At 53.0% G+C, this 21,362-nt stretch carries 19 protein-coding genes; 14 read left to right on the forward strand and 5 right to left on the reverse strand.

What is annotated here, in order from left to right:
• Positions 1–32: 32 nt before the first annotated feature.
• From mreB to tldD, 7 genes are all read left to right on the forward strand, one after another.
• Entirely contained in the window at positions 33–1,076 is a 1,044-nt protein-coding gene (mreB, locus tag C1N58_RS19735) for a rod shape-determining protein MreB (RefSeq protein ID WP_003855260.1), read from the forward strand.
• Positions 1,077–1,223: 147 nt separating this feature from the next.
• Complete coding sequence (gene mreC, locus C1N58_RS19740; RefSeq protein ID WP_006120977.1) at positions 1,224–2,246, forward strand: rod shape-determining protein MreC; 1,023 nt, start codon at positions 1,224–1,226, stop codon at positions 2,244–2,246.
• The gene (gene mreD / locus C1N58_RS19745) at positions 2,243–2,731 is read left to right on the forward strand and encodes a rod shape-determining protein MreD (protein WP_006120976.1); all 489 of its coding nucleotides are present in this window, start codon (positions 2,243–2,245) and stop codon (positions 2,729–2,731) included. The genes mreC and mreD overlap by 4 nt, the downstream gene beginning before the upstream one ends.
• A gap of 8 nt (positions 2,732–2,739) precedes the next feature.
• Complete coding sequence (locus C1N58_RS19750; protein ID WP_394550247.1) at positions 2,740–3,321, forward strand: Maf family protein; 582 nt, start codon at positions 2,740–2,742, stop codon at positions 3,319–3,321.
• A 1-nt stretch (position 3,322) separates the two neighbouring features.
• Positions 3,323–4,792, forward strand: coding sequence for a ribonuclease G (rng, locus tag C1N58_RS19755; RefSeq protein ID WP_033740062.1), 1,470 nt, complete (start codon positions 3,323–3,325; stop codon positions 4,790–4,792).
• 133 nt (positions 4,793–4,925) lie between these two features.
• Positions 4,926–8,753: an AsmA2 domain-containing protein YhdP gene (gene yhdP, locus C1N58_RS19760; protein ID WP_394564432.1), complete on the forward strand. Its 3,828-nt coding sequence runs from the start codon at positions 4,926–4,928 to the stop codon at positions 8,751–8,753.
• Between the two features lie 65 nt (positions 8,754–8,818).
• Entirely contained in the window at positions 8,819–10,264 is a 1,446-nt protein-coding gene (gene tldD / locus C1N58_RS19765; RefSeq protein WP_006120972.1) for a metalloprotease TldD, read from the forward strand.
• 178 nt (positions 10,265–10,442) lie between these two features.
• Here the strand turns inward: tldD and aaeR are convergent, their stop codons facing one another.
• On the reverse strand, positions 10,443–11,360 hold the full coding sequence (gene aaeR / locus C1N58_RS19770) for an HTH-type transcriptional activator AaeR (protein ID WP_006120971.1): 918 nt from the start codon (positions 11,358–11,360) through the stop codon (positions 10,443–10,445).
• Positions 11,361–11,589: 229 nt separating this feature from the next.
• Here aaeR and aaeX point away from each other — a divergent pair, with 229 nt between their 5' ends.
• The 6 genes from aaeX to C1N58_RS19800 all read left to right on the forward strand — a co-directional run bounded on the left by aaeX (position 11,590) and on the right by C1N58_RS19800 (position 17,714).
• Positions 11,590–11,793, forward strand: coding sequence for a p-hydroxybenzoic acid efflux pump operon protein AaeX (gene aaeX, locus C1N58_RS19775; protein ID WP_006120970.1), 204 nt, complete (start codon positions 11,590–11,592; stop codon positions 11,791–11,793).
• A gap of 7 nt (positions 11,794–11,800) precedes the next feature.
• Entirely contained in the window at positions 11,801–12,733 is a 933-nt protein-coding gene (gene aaeA / locus C1N58_RS19780; RefSeq protein ID WP_033740058.1) for a p-hydroxybenzoic acid efflux pump subunit AaeA, read from the forward strand.
• A 9-nt stretch (positions 12,734–12,742) separates the two neighbouring features.
• On the forward strand, positions 12,743–14,695 hold the full coding sequence (aaeB, locus tag C1N58_RS19785) for a p-hydroxybenzoic acid efflux pump subunit AaeB (RefSeq protein ID WP_039341742.1): 1,953 nt from the start codon (positions 12,743–12,745) through the stop codon (positions 14,693–14,695).
• A gap of 113 nt (positions 14,696–14,808) precedes the next feature.
• Positions 14,809–16,263 carry an NAD-dependent succinate-semialdehyde dehydrogenase gene (locus C1N58_RS19790; protein WP_283785744.1) on the forward strand — a complete coding sequence of 485 codons (1,455 nt, stop codon included), beginning with the start codon at positions 14,809–14,811 and terminating at the stop codon, positions 16,261–16,263.
• A 55-nt stretch (positions 16,264–16,318) separates the two neighbouring features.
• Positions 16,319–16,603, forward strand: a complete 285-nt coding sequence (locus tag C1N58_RS19795) for a barstar family protein (protein ID WP_033740055.1) — start codon at positions 16,319–16,321, stop codon at positions 16,601–16,603.
• A gap of 142 nt (positions 16,604–16,745) precedes the next feature.
• A complete protein-coding gene (locus C1N58_RS19800) occupies positions 16,746–17,714 on the forward strand; it encodes an Rpn family recombination-promoting nuclease/putative transposase (protein WP_039341748.1) in 969 nt (322 codons plus the stop codon).
• 205 nt (positions 17,715–17,919) lie between these two features.
• On the opposite strand, the gene yhcN (C1N58_RS19805) is transcribed toward C1N58_RS19800, so the two are convergent.
• The 4 genes from yhcN (C1N58_RS19805) to argR all read right to left on the reverse strand — a co-directional run bounded on the left by yhcN (C1N58_RS19805) (position 17,920) and on the right by argR (position 19,843).
• The gene (gene yhcN / locus C1N58_RS19805) at positions 17,920–18,183 is read right to left on the reverse strand and encodes a peroxide/acid stress response protein YhcN (RefSeq protein ID WP_006120965.1); all 264 of its coding nucleotides are present in this window, start codon (positions 18,181–18,183) and stop codon (positions 17,920–17,922) included.
• A 94-nt stretch (positions 18,184–18,277) separates the two neighbouring features.
• Positions 18,278–18,550: a YdgH/BhsA/McbA-like domain containing protein gene (locus C1N58_RS19810; RefSeq protein ID WP_054633007.1), complete on the reverse strand. Its 273-nt coding sequence runs from the start codon at positions 18,548–18,550 to the stop codon at positions 18,278–18,280.
• A 73-nt stretch (positions 18,551–18,623) separates the two neighbouring features.
• Positions 18,624–18,887: a peroxide/acid stress response protein YhcN gene (gene yhcN / locus C1N58_RS19815; RefSeq protein WP_054633008.1), complete on the reverse strand. Its 264-nt coding sequence runs from the start codon at positions 18,885–18,887 to the stop codon at positions 18,624–18,626.
• A 485-nt stretch (positions 18,888–19,372) separates the two neighbouring features.
• Positions 19,373–19,843, reverse strand: coding sequence for a transcriptional regulator ArgR (argR, locus tag C1N58_RS19820; RefSeq protein WP_006120962.1), 471 nt, complete (start codon positions 19,841–19,843; stop codon positions 19,373–19,375).
• A gap of 536 nt (positions 19,844–20,379) precedes the next feature.
• On the opposite strand from argR, the gene mdh reads away from it, so the two are divergent.
• Positions 20,380–21,318: a malate dehydrogenase gene (mdh, locus tag C1N58_RS19825; protein WP_394564433.1), complete on the forward strand. Its 939-nt coding sequence runs from the start codon at positions 20,380–20,382 to the stop codon at positions 21,316–21,318.
• The last annotated feature ends 44 nt before the right edge of the window (positions 21,319–21,362 follow it).

Below are 21,362 nucleotides of genomic sequence, written 5' to 3' on the forward strand. Positions count from 1 at the left end.
TCCGCCTCCAGCTTGCAGGATTATCCCTTAGTATGTTTAAAAAATTTCGTGGCATGTTTTCCAATGACTTGTCCATTGACCTGGGTACCGCGAACACCCTGATTTATGTAAAAGGACAAGGCATCGTGCTGAACGAGCCTTCCGTAGTGGCTATTCGCCAGGATCGTGCCGGCTCACCTAAAAGTGTAGCGGCCGTTGGTCATGACGCCAAACAGATGCTAGGCCGTACACCGGGCAATATTGCAGCCATTCGTCCTATGAAAGATGGCGTTATCGCCGACTTCTTCGTGACCGAGAAAATGCTGCAGCACTTCATTAAGCAGGTTCACAGCAACAGCTTTATGCGCCCAAGTCCGCGCGTGCTGGTATGTGTGCCTGTCGGTGCCACGCAGGTTGAGCGCCGCGCAATCCGCGAATCTGCCCAGGGGGCGGGTGCACGTGAAGTGTTCCTGATTGAAGAACCTATGGCGGCCGCCATTGGCGCTGGCTTACCGGTTTCTGAAGCGACCGGGTCAATGGTAGTCGATATTGGTGGCGGTACCACTGAAGTTGCCGTCATTTCTTTGAACGGCGTAGTTTACTCTTCTTCCGTGCGTATCGGTGGTGACCGCTTCGATGAAGCCATCATTAATTATGTGCGCCGTAATTACGGTTCACTGATTGGTGAAGCCACAGCGGAACGTATCAAGCATGAGATCGGCTCTGCTTACCCGGGTGACGAAGTGCGTGAGATCGAAGTGCGTGGTCGTAACCTGGCAGAAGGTGTGCCACGCGGCTTTACCCTTAACTCAAATGAAATCCTTGAAGCCCTGCAAGAGCCGCTTACCGGAATTGTGAGTGCAGTAATGGTCGCGCTGGAACAGTGTCCGCCAGAACTCGCCTCTGACATTTCCGAGCGTGGCATGGTCCTGACAGGCGGTGGTGCGCTGCTGAGAAATCTGGATCGTCTGCTGATGGAAGAAACAGGCATTCCTGTTGTCGTCGCGGAAGATCCGCTGACCTGCGTTGCGCGCGGCGGCGGTAAAGCCCTGGAAATGATCGACATGCATGGCGGCGATTTATTCAGCGAAGAATAATGGCCTCAACCGGCTGAGACCGTCGTAACAGTGCGCAGGGAGTAGCGTGTAAACCGGCGCTGCGTGCATCGGTATGATGTGTCCAGCCCAGGAAAGTGCGGTACGTCCGTACTTTCTTACCTTGTAGTCGAGGAACACGCAGATTATATGAAGCCGATTTTTAGCAGAGGCCCTTCTCTGCAATTGCGTCTCTTTCTGGCGGTGATTGTGGCGATTGCCATCATCATCGCAGATAGTCGCGTGAGTTCATTTACGCAAATACGCAACTATCTGGACACATCGGTCAGTCCGTTTTACTTCCTGGCCAACGGCCCGCGTCAACTTCTGGATGGCGTGTCAGATACGCTGGCTTCACGCCAGCAGCTTGAGCTGGAAAATAAAGCGTTACGTCGGGAGCTGTTTCTGAAAAACAGCGACCTGCTCATGCTGGGGCAATACAAGCAGGAGAATGCACGCCTGCGCGAATTGCTGGGTTCACCTCTGCGTCAGGACGAGCATAAGATGGTGACCCAGGTGATCTCCACCGGTACCGATCCCTATACCGATCAGGTCGTGATTGATAAAGGCAGCGCCAATGGCGTATATGAAGGTCAGCCGGTCATCAGTGATAAAGGTGTTGTGGGCCAGGTCATCGCTGTCGGTCAGTTTACCAGCCGCGTTCTGCTCATTTGTGATGCATCACATGCGCTACCCATTCAGGTACTGCGTAATGATATTCGTGTCATTGCGGCGGGCAATGGCTGTACGGAAGATTTACAACTCGAACATCTGCCAGGCAATACCGATATTCGCGTGGGCGATGTGTTAGTCACCTCAGGCTTAGGTGGCCGCTTCCCTGAAGGCTATCCTGTCGGTGTCGTGTCCTCGGTAAAAGTGGATACGCAACGCGCTTATACCGTGATTCAGGCACATCCTACTGCGGGTCTGCAACGTCTGCGCTATTTGCTGCTGCTTTGGGGAGCCGATCATAATGGTGATATGCCTATGGCGCCTGATGAAGTGCATCGGGTCGCGAACGAGCGCCTGATGCAAATGATGCCGCAGGTGCTGCCGCCTGCCGGCGAAATGGGGCCGCCTGCGCCCACTACACAGACTACCACACCCGCTTCGGGCAGCAGCGAAAGTCGTTCGCAGGATGCCGCTTCCCGCTCACGCGGAGGCCAGAATTGAGTCGATATCGCAGCCAGGGACGATGGGTGATCTGGCTGTCCTTTCTGATGGCGTTTATTCTGCAAATCATGCCATGGCCGGAACAGATCTATATGTTCCGGCCATCGTGGCTATTGTTAATTCTGGTGTATTGGGTGCTGGCGCTGCCGCATCGCGTGAATGTGGGCAGCGGTTTTCTGCTGGGGGCGATTATGGATTTAATCGCCGGTTCGACGTTGGGCGTTCGCGCACTGGCGCTCAGCATTATCGCCTATCTGGTTGCGTTTAAATTCCAGTTATTCCGTAACTTAGCATTGTGGCAGCAGGCGTTAATGGTTATGGTGCTGTCATTAGCAATGGATGTGATCGTCTTCTGGGCAGAGTTTCTGGTGATCAACGTCTCATTCCGCCCTGAAATTTTCTGGAGCAGTGTTGTCGACGGGATTCTCTGGCCGTGGCTATTCTTATTGATGAGAAAGATCCGCCGTCAGTTCGCTGTTCAATAAGGAAATTTATGGTAACCCTGTATCTGGCCTCCGCGTCTCCCCGCCGACGTGAACTGCTGAGCAAGCTTGGCATCACCTTCGAGCGTCTTGTCACTGATGTTGAAGAGCAACGTCAACCCGGTGAAACGGCAGAGGGCTATGTTCGACGCCTGGCGCATGACAAAGCTAAAGCGGGCGTCACGCTTGCCCGGCAAGACTTACCGGTGCTGGGTGCCGACACCATCGTGGTGCTCAATGGCGAGGTGCTGGAAAAGCCCCACGATGCCGACCATGCCAGCGCAATGCTCAGTAAACTCTCGGGAAAAACGCATCAGGTCATGACGGCTATCGCGCTGGCCGATCGTCAGCAGGTGCTGGACTGTCTGGTGGTCACCGAGGTGACGTTTCGTAACTTAACCGCACACGACATCAATGAGTACATCGCCACAGGTGAACCTATGGATAAAGCAGGCGCTTACGGTATTCAGGGAAAGGGCGGAAACTTTGTTCGTAAAATCAATGGAAGTTATCACGCAGTCGTCGGATTACCGTTGGTTGAGACCGCGGAACTGATTGACCAGTTCCAGTCACTGCGTGCCGTAAGGGGTTAACATGACGGCAGAACTACTGGTTAACGTTACGCCTGCTGAAACGCGCGTCGCCTACATTGATGGCGGTATCCTGCAGGAAATTCACATTGAGCGCGAAGCCCGGCGGGGCATCGTCGGTAATATTTACAAAGGGCGCGTCAGCCGGGTTTTGCCTGGCATGCAGGCGGCATTTGTGGATATCGGGCTTGATAAAGCGGCCTTCCTGCATGCGTCCGACATCATGCCGCATACAGAATGCGTTGCGGGCGATGAAAAGAAAAATTTCGTGGTACGTGATATCGCGGAGCTGGTGCGTCAGGGACAGGATCTCGTGGTGCAGGTGGTGAAAGATCCCCTCGGCACCAAAGGCGCGCGGCTGACCACAGATATCACGTTGCCCTCGCGCTACCTGGTGTTTATGCCCGGCGCTTCACACGTTGGCGTTTCACAACGCATTGCCAGTGAAAAAGAGCGTGAACGGCTTAAAGCCGTCGTGGCCGACTACTGTGACGACCTGGGCGGTTTCATCATCCGCACCGCCGCGGAAGGCATTGGCGAAGAAGAGCTGGCGCAGGATGCTGCGTTTCTGAAACGGCTCTGGACCAAAGTCAGCGAGCGGAAAAAGCGCAATCAAACCCGTTGTTTACTCTATGGTGAGCTGGCGCTGGCGCAGCGTATTCTGCGCGATTTTGCGGGCGCAGCGCTGGATCGCATTCGTGTCGATTCGCGCCTGACCTGCGATCTCCTTAAGGAATTCACCAGCGAATACATCCCGGAGATGTCCAGCAAGCTCGAGCTTTACAATGGCAAACAGCCCATCTTTGATCTGTTTGATGTTGAGAACGAGATTCAGCGCTCACTGGAACGTAAAGTTGAACTGAAATCTGGCGGATACCTCATCATCGACCAAACTGAAGCGATGACGACAATCGACATCAACACCGGTGCCTTTGTCGGACACCGAAACCTTGATGAAACTATTTTTAACACCAATGTGGAAGCGACACAGGCGATCGCCCGCCAACTGAGGCTACGTAACCTTGGCGGCATCATCATTATCGACTTCATTGATATGAGTAATGAAGATCATCGCCGTCGCGTGCTGCATTCGCTGGAAACCGCACTCAGTAAAGACAGAGTGAAGACGGGCATCAGCGGGTTTTCCGCCTTAGGGCTGGTGGAAATGACGCGCAAGCGTACGCGCGAAAGTATCGAACACGTGCTGTGTGAGGATTGCCCGGTGTGTAAAGGGCGCGGCACACTGAAGACCGTCGAAACGGTGTGCTACGAAATTATGCGTGAAATTGTTCGTGTTCATCATGCTTATGATTCTGACCGTTTCCTGGTCTACGTGTCGCCGACGGTGGGCGAAGCGTTGAAAACGGATGAGTCCCATGCGCTGGCGGAAGTGGAGCTGTTTGTCGGCAAGCAGGTAAAGGTGCATGTTGAAGCGCTCTATACTCAGGAACAGTTCGATGTGGTCATGATGTAGTGCTGGCCGGTCAGGCTCACGATGTCTGGCCGCACATTTTAGGGTAAAATGTGGCCCCATACCGCTTATGTCATAAGACGCCGGGTATGAGCAGCAACCATCCGTCGTTAACGGTAGACAAGGAGAGGTGTGAGTGAGGCAGTTGCCAAGAGTGATGTTACTGCTGCTCGCGACAGTCATTGTGATTGTGGCGCTGCTGGTCAGTGCGCTGCGTCTGGCGATGCCGCACCTCGATAACTATCGTAGTCAGGTCTTAGAGTTTGTTTCTGACGTCAGCGGTGCCAATGTTAACGCCAGCCAGCTGAAGGGCAAGTGGGAAAATTTTGGGCCCACGCTGCAAATCCGTGACCTGAACGTGGACATGAAACAAACGGGGACGCTCTCGATCGCGCGTATTACCGTTGCGCTGGACGTCTGGCAGTCATTGCTCCACTGGCGCTGGCAGTTCCGCGATCTGACGTTCTGGCAGTTGCACTTTAACAGCACTCAGCCTCTCCTGACCAGTGACGACGAGAAGCACAGCTTCAGGCTCACCCAGATCAACGATCTGTTTTTACGCCAGTTCGATCACTTCGATCTGCGCGACAGCACGATTGGTTTTATCACGCCATCCGGTCAGCATGCTGAACTGGCTATCCCTAAACTCACCTGGCTGAACGAACATACGCGACATCGCGCAGAAGGTGAGGTCAGCCTGTCGAGTTTTACCGGACAGCACGGTGTTGTGCAGGTCCGTCTCGACCTGAATGATAACGAAGGCTTACTCAACGACGGTCGCATCTGGATGCAGGCTGATGACGTGGATATGCGCCCCTGGCTGGGCCGCTGGGTGCGGGATAACACCCGTCTGGACAGCGCCCGGTTTAGCCTGGCAGCCTGGGTCACTCTGCGTGATGGTGATATCTACGCTGGCGACCTGTTGTTAAGTCAAGGCGGCGCAAGCTGGCAGGGCGAGAGCGGTCCCCATACTCTCAACGTTGATGGTCTGACGGCGCACCTTTCGCGTTATAAAAATGGCTGGGTGGTAACGGTGCCGCAAACCAAACTCAGCACAGACGGCAATGCGTGGCCTGCTGGTCATTTTTCGCTGTTCTGGCAACCGCAGGACGAGCAGATGCTGGGCAGCAACAGCGAGGCCGAAGTCCGCGTTCGTGCGACGCAGTTAGCATTAGATCGCATCGCGCCGCTGGTGCCGCTTTTTGCGCCTCTCTCACCTGCGCTGTTTGATAACTGGCGTGCATTGCGGCCGCGGGGCACGATTGATGGGCTTGCGTTAGATATTCCCTTAGCACAACCCGAGCAGACCCGCTTTCAGGTAAAGTGGCGTGATTTTAGCTGGCAGTACTGGAAGCTGGTTCCCGGCATCAGCCATCTTAATGGTGAGGCGACAGGCAGCCTGAACGATGGGCAAGCCGCAATTGCGATGGGGCAGGCTACGGTGCCTTATGGTAATATGTTCCAGGCACCGCTGGAGATCAAACAGATCACCGGCAACCTTAACTGGACGCAGGATAAGCAGGGGCTGACGCTGGCGGGTCACGACCTTGACATTCAGGCTCGTTCCCTTTGGGCGCACGGCGATTTCCGCTATCAGCAAAACAGTGATGCGCAACCTCAACTGAATATTCTGGCCGGCATTAACGTCACGAACGCTGGTGATGCGTGGCGCTATTTTCCGACACCGATAATGGGCCACTCGCTGACACACTATTTAAGCGGTGCGATTAAAGGCGGCAAGGTCAGTAATGCCACGCTGCTGTTTAACGGTAATCCAGCGCTTTTTCCCTTCCAGCACAACGACGGGATGTTCCAGGTTTGGGTGCCGTTACGCCAGGCAACCTATGCGTTCCAGCCGGGCTGGCCCGATCTCAGCAATCTTGATATCGATCTTAACTTCCTGAATGACGGCCTGTGGATGAATGCGCCACTGGCGAAACTGGGTGAAGTCGATGCCCGCAATGTCAGCGCTGTCATCCCGGATTACCTGAAGGAAAAGCTGATTATCAATGGCGATATCAGCGGTGACGGGCAGCAAATCGGTGAGTACTTCCAGCACACGCCGCTCAAATCGTCGCTGGGAGCGGCACTGGAACAGCTCCAGGTCAAAGGCCTGACCAAAGGTCATCTCAAGCTGGATATTCCATTGAATGGCAAAGATGTTCACGCCAGCGGGGATGTGCAGATGAATAACAACAGCCTGCATATCAAACCCCTGAATACCACAATGACCCATTTGACGGGGCAGTTCCGCTATAACAACGGCAATCTCGAAAGCGATACGCTGCAGGCCAACTGGTTTGGACAGCCGATCGATGTCAGCTTCACGACGCAGGAGAATCCTGACGATTTTGGCGTGAACGTCAAATTACAGGCGGACTGGCAACTGGCAAAAATCAATGATATACCCCGACAGATTAGCAGCCAACTGGCCGGTCATCTTCCGTGGCAAGGTGAGGTAAACGTCACCTTGCCTCACAAGGGCGGTGCGCATTATGCCGTGCAACTCAAAGGAGACGGTAAGGAAGTAAGTAGTCGCTTACCTCCGCCACTCGACAAAAAGGCTGGCGAGAGCCTGCCGGTTACCGTTAATGCAAACGGCGACTTAACGCATTTCGATCTAAGCGGCAGCGTTGACGAGCGGCACCGGTTTAACAGCCGCTGGCTGCTGGAGCCCACGCTGCGCGTTGAGCGAGGCATCTGGCTTAACGACACCAAAACCACACCGGCGCTGCCGGATCGTTCAGGCATGGTGCTGAATTTGCCTGCGCTCGATGGCGAAGCCTGGGCGGCACTCCTGATGGTAGGCGAAGGCGGAGCGGCCAGCCCGACGGGTGAGCATAAGGTGGGCGGGGCAACGCTGCCAGGCAATATTATCTTACGTAGCCCCGCTGTCAGTCTGGCAGGGCAAGAGTGGCATGACGTGGATACCACCGTCACCCAGGTGATGGGCGGTAAAACCCAGGTGAAGGTTAATGCCAAAGAGTTACGTGGCCAGCTTACGACCTCGCCGTCAGCAGCGTGGCAGGTTGCTCTGGATTATCTTTATTACAATCCCGACTGGCAGGGCGCTGACGGAAAAAATACCGCGGCTTCGCCACTGGGGCAAAAAAGCGATCAGATTGACTTTAGCAAGTGGCCTGCGGTGCAGTTTCAGTGTGCAGAATGCTGGCTGATGGGACAAAAATACGGGCGCGTTTCCGCCGGGCTGCAACCTAAAGGAAGTACGTTAGCACTTACTAATGGCTTGGTGGATACAGGCAGTTCGCGTCTGAATATTCAGGGCGAATGGGTTAACCGGCCCAACGACCAGCGTACCTCGCTGAAAGGCACCTTGCAGGGCAGCAATATCAATAACGCAACCAACTGGTTCGGCGTAAATACGCCATTACGCGATGCACCTTTCAAAATTAACTATGACCTGCACTGGCGCGCTGCACCCTGGCAGCCATCAGCGGAAACGCTGAGCGGCACACTGAAAACACACTTTGGTAAAGGCCAGATAACGGATGTGGATACCGGTGCGGCGGGGCAGATTTTGCGCCTGCTCAGTTTTGATGCACTGCTACGTAAACTGCGTTTCGACTTCAGTGATACTTTTAAACAGGGTTTCTATTTCGATTCAATCAATGGTACCGCCTGGATTGAAGATGGCGTCATCCGTACTGATAACCTGTCAGTCGATGGGCTGGAGGCGGATATCGCCATGCAGGGCAATATGGATCTTGTGAAGCGACGGATTGATATGGAAGCCATAGTTACCCCGGAAATTTCCGCCTCCGTTGGTGTCGCCACCGCGTTCGCGATTAACCCAGTCGTCGGGGCCGCGGTATTTGCGGCCAGTAAAGTTCTGGGGCCGCTCTGGAGTAAAATTTCTGTGCTGCGCTATCACATCAGCGGCCCGCTCGATAAGCCCAAAATTGACGAGGTTATGCGTAAGCCACGCGAAACCTATAACAAGTGATATTTGACGGCGTAACATAATTGCCTCAGGCTATGAATATCCGAGCACATATTGAGTGAGAAACGATGACTCTGAATCTGGTAAGTGAGCAGTTGCTAACTGCTAACAACATTAATCAGCAGGACCTTTTTTCCCTGTTAGGGCAGCTTTCAGAACGTCGTCTGGACTATGCCGATCTTTATTTTCAGTCCAGCTTCCATGAATCCTGGGTTCTGGAAGATAAAATCATTAAAGATGGTTCCTACCATATCGATCAGGGCGTGGGTGTCCGCGCCGTCAGCGGCGAAAAAACCGGCTTCGCCTATGCCGATCAGATCACAATGAATGCCCTGCGTCTGTCATCAGAAGCGGCCCGCAGCATCGTACGCGAGCAGGGGAATGGCAAGGCGCACACGCTGTCAGCCGTCGTCAACCGCGCGCTCTATGCGCCTGTCGATCCGCTTGGCAGCCTCAGCCGTGAAGACAAAATCGCCCTGTTACATCGTGTTGACCAGGTTGCGCGGGCTGCGGACCCACGGGTTCAGGAAGTGAATGCCAGCCTGACCGGCGTATATGAGCAGGTCCTGGTGGCGGCAACCGATGGTACCCTGGCCGCCGATGTGCGTCCGCTGGTGCGTCTGTCCATCAGCGTTCAGGTGGAAGATCAGGGCAAACGCGAACGGGGTACCAGCGGTGGCGGTGCGCGTACTGGTTACGCGTTTTTCCTCGCTGATGAAAATGGCGATGTGCGCGCTGATGCCTGGGCACGCGAAGCGGTACGCATGGCACTGGTCAATCTTTCCGCAGTGGCTGCGCCTGCAGGCGCTTTACCGGTGGTGCTGGGGGCGGGCTGGCCAGGCGTGCTGCTGCATGAAGCCGTGGGTCATGGTCTGGAAGGCGACTTCAATCGCCGTGGAACCTCCGTTTTTAGCGGTAAGATGGGCCAACTGGTGGCGTCTGACCTCTGTACGGTGGTTGATGATGGCACGATCGAGGGATTACGCGGTTCACTGGCTATTGACGATGAAGGCGTACCCGGACAGTACAACGTACTGATTGAAAATGGCGTATTGAAAGGCTACATGCAGGACAAGCTGAATGCCCGGCTGATGGGCGTGAATCCTACCGGAAACGGTCGTCGCGAATCTTATGCGCACCTGCCAATGCCTCGTATGACCAACACCTACATGCTGGCGGGTAAATCGACGCCGCAGGACATTATTGAAAGTGTGGAATACGGGTTGTATGCGCCTAATTTTGGTGGCGGCCAGGTCGATATTACGTCGGGTAAATTTGTGTTCTCCACGTCCGAAGCCTATCTGATTGAGAAAGGCAAAGTCACCAAACCGGTAAAAGGGGCGACATTGATCGGCTCCGGTATTGAGGCAATGCAGCAAATCTCTATGGTTGGCAACGATCTGGCGCTCGATAAAGGCGTTGGCGTGTGCGGTAAAGAAGGCCAGAGTCTGCCGGTTGGCGTGGGCCAGCCTACGCTCAAGCTGGACAAGCTGACTATCGGCGGCACCGCCTGATTAGCCTGACAAACCCGCCTGCTGGCGGGTTTTTAGTGCGCTACTATTACATCCTGAAGGCGCCACATTCAGTAAACGCTGGCGCGATTTTCCTGTCTCTGCCGTAAATGATGCCTGTTTAAAGTCCTGCTCCGCACCTTTGTGATGCCCTGTTCTGCACCTTGCTAAAGGCGACGCGCTATGTCTTGCGGTGCTGCTTGTACTGCTCGGCAACCTGTTCAAAGTAGTGCGTCAGGTAGTCGATACAGACCTGAACTTTCAGCGGCAGCTTGTCTTTTTCGGTGTATAACGCATAAACCGGACGCGGGTCGGATTGATAGTGTGGGAATAAAATATCGATCTCTCCGCTCTTGATCTCATCTGCCACCCACATCATCGGGACATAGGCGATGCCGTTGCCTGCCTTAAGCCAGCGAATTAACGTCTGGGAGTCATTGGTGACGAAACGCCCCTGAGGTGACAAACGAGTCACAAGGCCTTCGGGTGCAATCAATTCAAAATTGTTGTCGGGGCGAACGCTGTATTCCAGCCAGGCGAATTTTGTAATGTCTGCCGGTTTTTCGGGTGTTCCATGCTGCGCCAGGTAGGATTTAGCGGCACACACCACCATGGGCATTGCGCCCAGCCTGCGTGAAAACAGACTGGAATCTTTCAATGCGCCCACCCGAATAACCACGTCCAGGCCATCGGCGATTAAATCGGGGGCAGGAATGCCGGTGACAAGATTGACACTCAGGCCGGGATAGTCACGCAACATATCACTGGTCATGCCGGCCAGGACGTTCTGCGCCATCGTGGAGGAACTGCCAATCCGTAACACCCCGACAGGCGTATTATTAAACGCATATAACTGCTCATGTACCTGGCTGGCTTCAGCCAGCATGCGGCGGCAACCCTGATAGTAAATTTTCCCCGCTTCGGTCAGGCCAATGCTGCGTGTGCTGCGATTGAGTAACTTAACCTGAAGGGCATCTTCCAGCCTGGCGATTATCTGGCTGATGGATGACACGCTGAGATGAAGCTGTCGTGCGGCCGCCGTGAAAGAACCTAATTCAACCACTTTGGCAAATATCGACATACCTTTAAGTCGTTCCATTGTTTACTCTGGCTAAAAAGTGATTTAGATCACATTCAGTAGAAAACGTATAGTTAAGCGCGTTACTATAAGCGTACCGGGGTATCACCTGGCGACGCTTCATTACCTGAAAACACCCGATGATACGCTATTATTAAGCCAGCCGTAGTTCAGATGTGGCTTAGGGCGCAGGCTTTTGCGTCGATCAAGGCGGTGGACTATCCCGGCCGTGTCGAACTAAGGATTTTTAATGAGTGTACTTCCGGTCTTTGTCATGTTTGGGCTCTCTTTTCCGCCCATTTTTATCGAACTCATCGTTTCACTTATGCTGTTTTGGCTGGTGAAACGCGTGCTGACGCCCAGTGGTATTTACGATCTTGTCTGGCACCCGGCACTCTTCAATACAGCTCTCTACTGCTGTGTATTTTATTTAGTATCCCGTTTATTCGTTTGAGGTTTACGTGAACACGCTTATAAGAAAAATCGCGCGTTACGCGATCACCATCCTGCTGGTCATCATCGCCGTTATCATCATATTCCGTGCCTGGGTGTTCTACACCGAATCGCCCTGGACGCGTGATGCCAGATTTGCAGCCGACGTGGTGGCCATTTCTCCTGATGTCACTGGGTTAATTACGGATGTGCCGGTTCATGACAACCAGCTCGTTAAAAAAGGCGATACACTCTTTGTTGTCGATCGTCCCCGCTATCAAAAGGCGCTGGATGAAGCCCAGGCGGACGTAGAATATTACCAGGCGCTGGTGAATGAAAAACGCCGCGAGGCCGGACGTCGTAACCAACTCGGCACCTCTGCGATGTCGCGTGAAGCCATCGAGCAATCCAATAACGATTTGCAAACCACAGAACACCAGCTGGCGAAATCTGTTGCGACCCGCGATCTGGCGAAAATTGATCTGGAACGGACCACGATTAAGGCACCGTCAGACGGCTGGGTGACGAACCTGAATGTTTACCAGGGTGAATTCATTACGCGCGGCTCGGTTGCGGTCGCCCTGGTGCAGCAGCACTCCTTTTATGTGCTGGCCTATCTGGAAGAGACCAAACTGCACGGCGTCAGACCGGGCTTTCGGGCAGAGATCACGCCATTGGGCAGCAACATCACCTTACGTGGCACCGTGGACAGCATTGCGGCAGGCGTAACCAACAGCAGTAGCAGTGTTGACAGCAAGGGGATGGCAACCGTTCAGTCTAATCTGGAATGGGTTCGCCTGGCTCAGCGCGTACCGGTCCGCATCCGACTTGATCAGCAGCCCGGTAATCAGTTCCCTGCCGGCACGACGGCGACCGTGGTGATTACTGGCGCGGAGGATCGTCCGCATCAGGCGGTTTCACCCATGATGTCCTTCTTTAACCGCCTGCGTGAGTTTGGTTAAGAGGGCGATATGATCGAATTTCTGCGTTTCCCGATAAAGCTGACCTTTGCGCTGGTGGCAGCGTTGATGATCGGCTTTCATCTCAACCTTGAAACACCGCGCTGGGCCGTGATGACCGCCGGGATTGTTGCAGGGGGAACGGCGTTTGCGGCAGGAGGCGATCCCTACTCTGGCGCATTACGCTATCGCGGTCTTCTGCGTATTATCGGTACTTTAATTGGCTGTGTTGCCGCTCTGGTTATCATGATTGCCACTGTGCGAGCGCCAGTGGTCATGCTGTTGCTGTGCTGTATCTGGGCCGGTTTTTGCGTATGGCTTTCGTCGCTGATTAAAGTCGAAAATTCCTATGCGCTCGGTCTCGCGGGCTATACCGCATTAATTATCGTGGTCACGGCAAACGCCAGCGGCGGCCTTACGCTGGTTCCGCAATATGCGGTGGAACGCTGTAGCGAAATTATCCTGGGCATCCTTTGCGCCATTCTGGCAGATATGATTTTTTCCCCGCGCTCCATTAAAAAAGTGATTGATGCCGAGGTGACGTCGCTGCTGGTGGCCCATTACCGGTTGCTGCAACTGTGTGTGGCGCATCAGGACAAAGAGGAAGTCGATAAAGCCTGGAGTGCGCTGGTACGACGCACAACGGCGCTGAGCAGTATGCGTAGCCAGTTAATGATGGAGTCGTCACGCTGGCAAAATACCAGCCGCCGTCTGCAGATGCTAAACACGCTATCGCTGACGCTGATTACACAGGCGGCGGAAACGTTTTTGATTCAGAACTCACGTCCTGAGTACATTCCCACGCAGTATCGCGTGCTGACGGAAAAAGAGGCCACGACGCCAGAAGATGTGCATAAACGTCTGAAAACGATGCGGCGACTCATGGCTGCCAGCAGTAAAACCGTGCCGGAAACGTTGGGGAGTTGGATGAGTGCCGCAACGGAATACCAGCTGTTGATTCATGGTGTGAAGAGTAATAGTCGTATTACCGATCTGGAAGCGCGCATTCTCCAGCGAGAAGTCGTGATTCAGGCGCGTTCGGCAGAAACCCACCATGCGATGATAAATGGTATTCGTACGTTTGTGGCGACGGCACTGGGCTCATTATTCTGGCTCTATACCGGCTGGACTTCAGGTAGTGGCTGTATGGTCATGCTTGGCGTGATTACCGCCCTGGCGATGCGCATGCCTAATCCGCTCATGATGGCGAAAGACTTCGTTTATGGCATGACGGTCGCGATACCGCTGGGGGCGCTTTATTTTATGTACATCTTGCCCAATACGCAGCAAAGCGCTCTGCTGCTGTGCATTGCCATCGGTTTACTGGGCTTTATTTCAGGCATTCTCATTCAACGCCGCCAGATTGGTACGCTGGGCGCGATGGCCGGTACGATTAACGTCCTGGTGCTGGATAATCCGATGCAGTTCAACTTTACGGTTTTTATCGATAACGCACTGGGGCAGTGGATCGGGAGTTTTCTTGCCTTAATGGTGATTCTGCTGATCCGTGATAAATCGAAAGCGCGAACAGGACGTAAATTGCTTAACCGCTTTATGTATGCTGCGGTGTCGGCAATGACAACCAATAAGGCGCGCCGGCGTGAAAACCATTTGCCAGCATTGTACCAGCAGCTCTTCTTATTGCTTAACCTGTTTCCCGGTGACATCGACAAATACCGCATCGCCCTGACGTTAATCATTGGACATCAACGATTGCGTGCGGCAGACGTGCCGATTAATGCGGAGCTTTCCGCCTTCCACCGCCAGTTACGGCACACGGCCGATCGTATCATTGCCGTCCGTAGTGATGAGAAACGCCGTTATTATTTCCAACGCTTGCTGCGCGAGCTGGATGTCTATCAGGAAAAGCTGGCCCTTTATGATGCACCGGACAGTGTTACCGAGCCGGTGAAACGGCTGTCTGAGATGCTTTCAAAGTATCAAAATACGCTCGTCCAAATCTGAATTTGGGCCGTCAGCCATGCTGGCGGCCCTTTCACTTTCCTTCCTTCCCCGACCTGTCATTTTTGCCATCTATACTTTCCTGAAGTAAAAACAAACTGACAGGAGTAACGCAGATGCCTTCTTCACTGCAAGACAGCGAACTGTTCCAGACCGGCTATTTAGTCAACGGGCAGTGGCTGAGGACGACGTCGACTTTTGACGTAACCAATCCTGCAACGGGGGACGTTGTTGCTCAGGTGGCGAAAGCCGGTAAAAAGGAAACCGAAGACGCGATTAAGGCTGCACAAGATGCCTTTCCCGCCTGGCGGGCGCAGACGGCTAAAGCGCGTTCAGCGCTGCTTTACCGCTGGTATACGTTAATCATTGAAAACAAACGCTGGCTTGCTGAGCTCATGACAACGGAGCAGGGCAAACCGCTTAAAGAAGCGGAAGGCGAGGTTGAGTACGCCGCCAGTTTCATCCAGTGGTTTGCCGAGCAGGCCAAACGAGCCAATGGTGAAATCATTCCGCCTGCTAAAGCGGGGTCGCGTATCCTGGCCACGCGGGAACCCGTTGGTGTTGTAGCGGCGATCACCCCGTGGAACTTCCCGATGGCCATGTTGACCCGTAAGTTAGGTCCGGCGTTAGCAGCTGGATGTACAGGGATCATCAAGCCTGCCAACAATACGCCGCTTTCTGCGTTTGCCTTGCTGGCTTTGGCAAAGAAAGCCGGTATCCCGGACGGCGTGCTTAACGGCGTGGCAGGGGATACGCATGCTATCAGCGATGCGATTATGGCGAGCAACGCCGTACGTAAAATCTCATTCACCGGTTCGACGGCGGTGGGCAAAACGTTGATGCGCAATGCGGCCGAGACCATGAAAAAAGTGTCGATGGAGTTGGGGGGCAACGCGCCCTATATCGTATTTGAGGATGCAGATATTGATGCTGCCGTTCAGGGCGCTATTGCCAATAAATTCCGTAACGCGGGCCAGGTGTGCGTCAGCGTAAACCGTTTTTTTGTTCATAATGCGATCTATGAGCGTTTCACAACCCAACTGGCAGATGAGGTCAATAAACTCAAAGTGGGTAACGGTATGGAAAGCGGCGTCATTGTCGGACCGTTAATTGAGCGTTCGGCGTTAGAAAAAGTGGAAGAACATGTTAACGATGCGGTTGCCCAGGGTGGCAAGGTGCTCGCGGGCGGTAAGCGACATGCGCTGGGCGGCAATTTCTGGCAGCCTACGGTCATCGTCGATGCGCATGAAGGCATGAAGCTGGCTCAGGAAGAAACATTTGGCCCGGTTGCGGCGTGCTTCCGGTTTGAGGATGAAGACGAGGTTATTCGTCGGGCGAACCAAACCGAATACGGGCTGGCGGCGTATTTCTATACGCAGAATCTGCAACGCGTCTTCCGCGTTTCCTCGGCGCTGGAAAGTGGGATGATAGGCATCAATGAGTGTGCCGTCTCGACAGAGCTGGCCCCCTTCGGCGGTGTGAAAGCGTCGGGACTGGGCCGGGAAGGATCGGTACTGGGAATGGAAGAGTACCTTGAGGTCAAAGCGCTGCACCTTGGCGGTTTAAGTTAAACGGCTATCTGGGCGGCACCGGGCCGCCCAGCGACGAATAACAGGAGTCACCTGTATGAGAGTCGAGCGTTTTGATTTTAATGAGATTGTCGATCAGGCCCATTTCTTCCGGCAATTCTGTGAACGCTTTTCCCTGAAAGCGCGCTATATCTGCGATTTGGATGGATTGTGGGACGTGATTGTCTGCAGAGGGCTACCTTTGCCCATCAAAATAGAGTTTGTGAACCTGGGGCAGGGACAGAAGCGGCGCTACGGTGCCTTGATTCTGCTGTTCGACGAGGCGGAGGAGGAACTGGAAGGGCAACTGCAGTTTAACGTGCTCTCATCTTCAACACGCTAAGGTCGGCTGTGATCATCAGGCTTAATGCCTTGTCCGCGTAAGTAAACATTATTTCTCGAGCATCCTCGCAACGTTAACGCTTACTGACGCCTCGCTTTTTATGGTCGTGATACTCTGCCCGCCAATCATCAGGACAGGTCACATGAAAAGTAAAAGAGGCACGCCCACGCCACATGATGCGACTTTCCGGCAATTTTTGTCCCAGCCTACGATTGCCCGTGATTTTATGGAACTGCACCTTCCCGCAGCGCTGCTCGCCCTGTGCGATCTGAATACATTAAAACTGGAATCGGGTGCTTTTGTGGAGGAGGATCTGCGGCAATATTTCAGCGATGTGCTGTATAGCATGAAAACTACAAGCAGAGAGGATGGCTACATCCATGTCTTAATCGAACACCAGTCATCACCGGATAAGCATATGGCGTTCAGACTGATGCGCTATGCCATTGCGGCAATGCAGCGGCATCTTGACGCAGGGAACAAACGGCTACCGTTAGTCATCCCGGTTCTGTTCTATAGCGGCAAACGTAGCCCGTATCCTTACAGTACCCGCTGGCTTGATGAGTTTGCAATGCCCGTGCTCGCCAGTGAACTGTATGGCAACGCTTTTCCGCTGGTGGACGTGACGGTTATTCCGGATGAGGACATTATCGGTCACCGCAGCATGGCGGCTTTAACATTGCTGCAAAAGCATATACATCAAAGAGAGTTGACAGAACTCATCGATAAGCTGGCCCCCGTCTTACTGGCTGGATATCTCTCTTCATCGCAAGTGATATCGTTGGTACACTATCTCTTGCAGGCAGGCGAAACAGCCGACGCCGACATTTTCGTCAGGACGCTGGCACAGCGAGTACCGCAACATGAGGATGCATTGATGACTATTGCACAGCAGCTTGAGCAGAAAGGCATTGAAAAGGGCATTCAGCAAGGTTTAAAAGAAGGAATTCAGCTCGGTGAGCAACGTGGTCTGGAGAAAGGACGCAGCGAGGGAGAGCGTGCGGCCGCGCTGAAGATCGCACGCACGATGCTGCAAAATGGTTTGCATCCCCGTGTTGTCGCCGAGATGACAGCACTCTCTGATGACGACTTAGCGCAACTCTGTCATTAAATACGTCACCCATTTCGCGTCAGAGCACCTCATGCGAAAGCCAGTTCCTTTCTTTTAACGCGCCTGAGTGTTGTGCCGATGGCGCGATCGTTAGCCGATGTCCGTTTTCCTGCGCCTTACGGCTGTCAGGTTCTGCCTCGCCGTTTCAGACAGAAAAAAGCCCCGGCGATCGGGGCTAAAGGGTTCGTCATGAACAGACGAGGAACTATTTATAAAGCTGTGCGGTGAGGTGATAGCTGTCACCGGTATTTGCTTCAATGATTTTGTAAGCGCTTGCGCCTTGCTCATCAGCTTTTTGAGACAGCTGAGCACGATAATCAATCGGAGAGCCTGCTACACCGCTGATGCTTACGGTTCCGGCAGGTTGTAAGTTCTGTGCTTGTTCGGCGGTCACCAGCTGTGCAGCGGAAGCGCCGAATGTCATAGCAGAAAGAAGACTTACTGTTGCGATGGTTGCTTTGATGTTCATGTTTATTTCCTCATAACTGTCAACAACCTACGGAGTCAAAACACAGAGCGGGTTGTCGATTAATTTCAGATGCGGCACGATTGCCGTCGATGTATTACTTATAAAGTTCAGCGGTAACGTGGAACGTATCGTCGCGATTATTTTCAATGACGCGATAGTGACCCGCACCCTGGGCATCTGCCTTTAGAGACAGAACCTGGCGAACATTCGTCTGATCGCCATCGATGCCGCTGACGGTGATGGTTTGATTCAGGGGCTGCAGGTTCATCTCCTGCGCCTGTTGATTTGTTACCGGGCTGGCGGCATGGGCACCAAAGGACAGGAGCGAAGCCAAACTCAGGGCGGCAAAGGTTAATGTGGTTTTCATTACTCTTCTCCAGCAATGTTAATTAACCAGTGAGCATGTGGTCTCATCTGGTTACCTGTCAGTTCAAACGCTTTTATTTGTACAACTCAGCGGTGGCGTGATAGTTGCCATCGTTGTAAGCCTCGATAACACGAAAAGCTTTAGCGCCGTGTTGATCCGCTTTCTCACTCAGTTGCTGTCTGATATCTGATGGCGCACCGGCGACACCACTAACGCTCACAGTGCCGACAGAGTGCAGATTCTGAGCATCCGCATCAGAAACATATTCAGCTGCAGATGCACCAAATGACAGGGCAGAGAGAATGCTTAAAGCAGCGATGGTAGTTTTAATTTTCATGAAAGATGTCCTCGTCGTGGCTGTTCTTCTTTTTTATTAGTGTGATTCACATCACGAAAGTAAGTATAGGACTAATAACGGCAGAAATTAATATCTGCCTAATAATATTTTGTAGTCATACTTTAACCTTATGGGATTTTTTTATAACTAAACGTTATTAAAAGCGGTTAAAAAACGGCCTTTGACAGGTAATTACTTATAAAAACAGTAAGATGCGCAACTTTAACTTTTGGTGCGGAAATTTATGGTCGATCAGGCTGCTTGTGAACATAACCTCAAAGGATAGCACCATCGATGCGGTGTAGAGCAGTATAAAATAGCGTGGAAAAGTAGTCAGGATAAAGGGTATGACCAATAGTACAAGGTAAATTGCGGCAATGAGATAGGCTCAACTCGTTGATAATAGAGCGTTTAAACAGAAGAGAACACAAGGAGGGACGCGCTGCAGATCAACCGGCAGATGCGCTGCCGGTCAGAGATAAAGGCTAAAGTTCTTGTTCAAACAATACCAGAATAGCATCGTGCAGTTGCCTGACAGTAAAGGCGCGTGCTGGCGTGATAAAAATGGTGTCGTCTCCTGCAATCGTGCCCAGGATGCCTTCGGACTTACCTAATGAGTCAAGTAAACGCGCAATTAACTGTGCGGCACCCGGGCTGGTATGAATCACGACCAGAGCATCGTTATAGTCAATATCAAGCACCAGATTCTTCAGAGGACTGGTGGTAGTCGGCACGCCCAGTTCCGCAGGTAAACAGTAAACCATTTCCATTTTGGCATTGCGGGTGCGCACCGCGCCAAATTTCGTCAGCATACGAGAAACTTTTGACTGATTAATGTTCTCGAAGCCGTCTTCCTGAAGCGCCTGAACAATCTCGCCCTGAGAGCTGAATTTTTCTTCTTTTAATAATGCCTTGAAGGCTTTAATCAGATCGTCTTGTTTCGATGGGTTTCGCATAATTTACCAGTATACGTAAGACAAACCGCGAACCAGGCCGCAGCAAAGACATTATTATGCATATAAATGAATTTTTATGCAATCGGTTGTTAATTGTACTGCGAGGTCATCATCGCGGGCGGCGATAATAGCAAAGAATCTCCTCAGACCAAAACCCAGCTCACAGCCTGAAAAGGCAAAGGTTGCAAAGGTGTTATATTATTGATGAGGTAAGAAAATAAAAATGTACATTGCCGATCTCTTTCTGCGGATAATACGGTTGCCAGTTCACGGGTATAATGTTTACAGCCTGTTAGTGAGAATGATGCCTTCATCATTTATTACTAAAGTAAGCCTGAACCGGGAATTGCCTGACTCGCGTGAGTAACCTGGCGAGTAAGGGACAGGAAGATGATGTGTCATTTTTTATCCGGCGCTTCTGTATTGAAGCAGGTAGAGCAGGCACCGGACAAACGTCATCCACTAAGCCGTTGGTTACGCTCTGATACAGATGGAATATCGGATCTTCTCTGCCCCACCTTAATAAGGAGTTATGAATGAAAGTTGCCGTTCTCGGTGCCGCGGGTGGCATAGGCCAGGCGCTCGCACTTCTACTCAAAACCCAGCTTCCAGCAGGTTCAGAACTGTCTCTTTACGATATCGCGCCTGTCACGCCGGGCGTGGCAGTAGATCTCAGCCATATTCCCACCGCAGTAAAGGTGCAGGGGTTCAGCGGTGAGGATGCGAAACCAGCCCTGAAAGGGGCCGACGTTGTGCTTATTTCCGCGGGTGTGGCACGCAAACCGGGCATGGATCGTGCGGATCTCTTTAATGTTAACGCCGGCATCGTCAGCAACCTGATCGAGCAGGTGGCGACTACCGCCCCTAAGGCGCTGATTGGTGTCATTACCAACCCTGTTAATACGACCGTGGCGATTGCGGCGGAAGTGCTCAAAAAACACGGCGTCTACGATAAGAATCGTCTGTTCGGTGTCACTACGCTGGACATCATCCGTGCAAACACCTTCGTTGCGGAGCTTAAAGGTAAACAACCTGGCGAAGTTGAAGTGCCTGTCGTCGGTGGGCATTCCGGTGTGACCATCCTGCCACTGTTGTCTCAGGTGCCGGGCGTCAGCTTCAGTGAGCAGGAAGTGGCTGACCTGACCAAACGTATCCAGAATGCGGGTACTGAGGTCGTTGAGGCCAAGGCTGGTGGCGGCTCTGCTACATTGTCTATGGGCCAGGCAGCTGCCCGTTTTGGATTATCGTTGGTGCGCGCATTGAATGGCGAAGCGAACGTAGTGGAATGTGCTTATGTTGAAGGTGAAGGAAAGTATGCCCGCTTCTTCTCCCGACCGTTGCTGCTGGGCAAGAATGGGGTTGCTGAGCGCAAGCCCATCGGCGCATTAAGTCCGTTTGAACAGCAGGCACTGGAAGGCATGCTTGAAACGCTGAAAAAAGATATCGCGCAGGGCGAAGCCTTTGTGAAGCAATAAAGCGTTTCAGACAACATAACGCCCGGTTCGACCGGGCGTTTTTT

The sequence above is a fragment of the Pantoea sp. SGAir0180 genome (assembly GCF_043546245.1).